The organism is Streptosporangium carneum (assembly GCF_027922005.1).
GTDB lineage: Bacteria > Actinomycetota > Actinomycetes > Streptosporangiales > Streptosporangiaceae > Streptosporangium > Streptosporangium carneum.
The window spans coordinates 1-532 of record NZ_BSEV01000161.1 but is presented as its reverse complement, the minus strand read 5'-3'; the positions used below and the strand labels follow the sequence as shown (position 1 = coordinate 532).

General features: G+C 61.1%; 1 protein-coding gene. It reads right to left on the bottom strand.

Going from position 1 to position 532, the window contains the following annotated elements; translation table 11 throughout:
- On the bottom strand, positions 1-351 hold a 351-nt coding region (locus tag PKF00_RS44330; RefSeq protein ID WP_271223805.1), incomplete at its 3' end, for a hypothetical protein.
- Positions 352-532: the final 181 nt, after the last annotated feature.

Below are 532 nucleotides of genomic sequence, written 5' to 3'. Positions count from 1 at the left end.
GAAGCGGGACATGATGCCGTCTGCCAGCCAGGCGCGGGTTCTGGCATTGCCTTCGTCACCCGGATCGAGTGTCACAAACGGGTTCTCAGTCAGAAACCTCTCGCAGTGCGGCCGGATCCATGCGTCATCGACATCACGGTCCAGGTCTTCGAAGGCCGGCGCGAAAACGCGTTCCGCCGCGTCCAACGCGTCCTCCATCGTTCGGCCGAACCCATCGCCCAATGACTTCATCGACGTCAGTCCCGCCAGGTCGTTGACCGCAACAGCCATGACCTCGCGTGACACAGCGTCGTCTTTCAGCATTGCCGTGAGCAGAGCGCACGCCGCGCCGGCATAGCCGATCACGATCATGGACGAGGTGTGTACAGACACATCGTGCTTCTGCTCACGGGTATATCGCATGAGCACTGAAGTGTGCAGGAGCGATACCGACGAGATCGTCTCCAGCGCTCTGCTTGCATCATTGCGCTGGCCGTCCGGGTCCATTGTGGTCTGCGTTTGCTCGAACGTTCTAAGCCGCTCGACCGTCGCC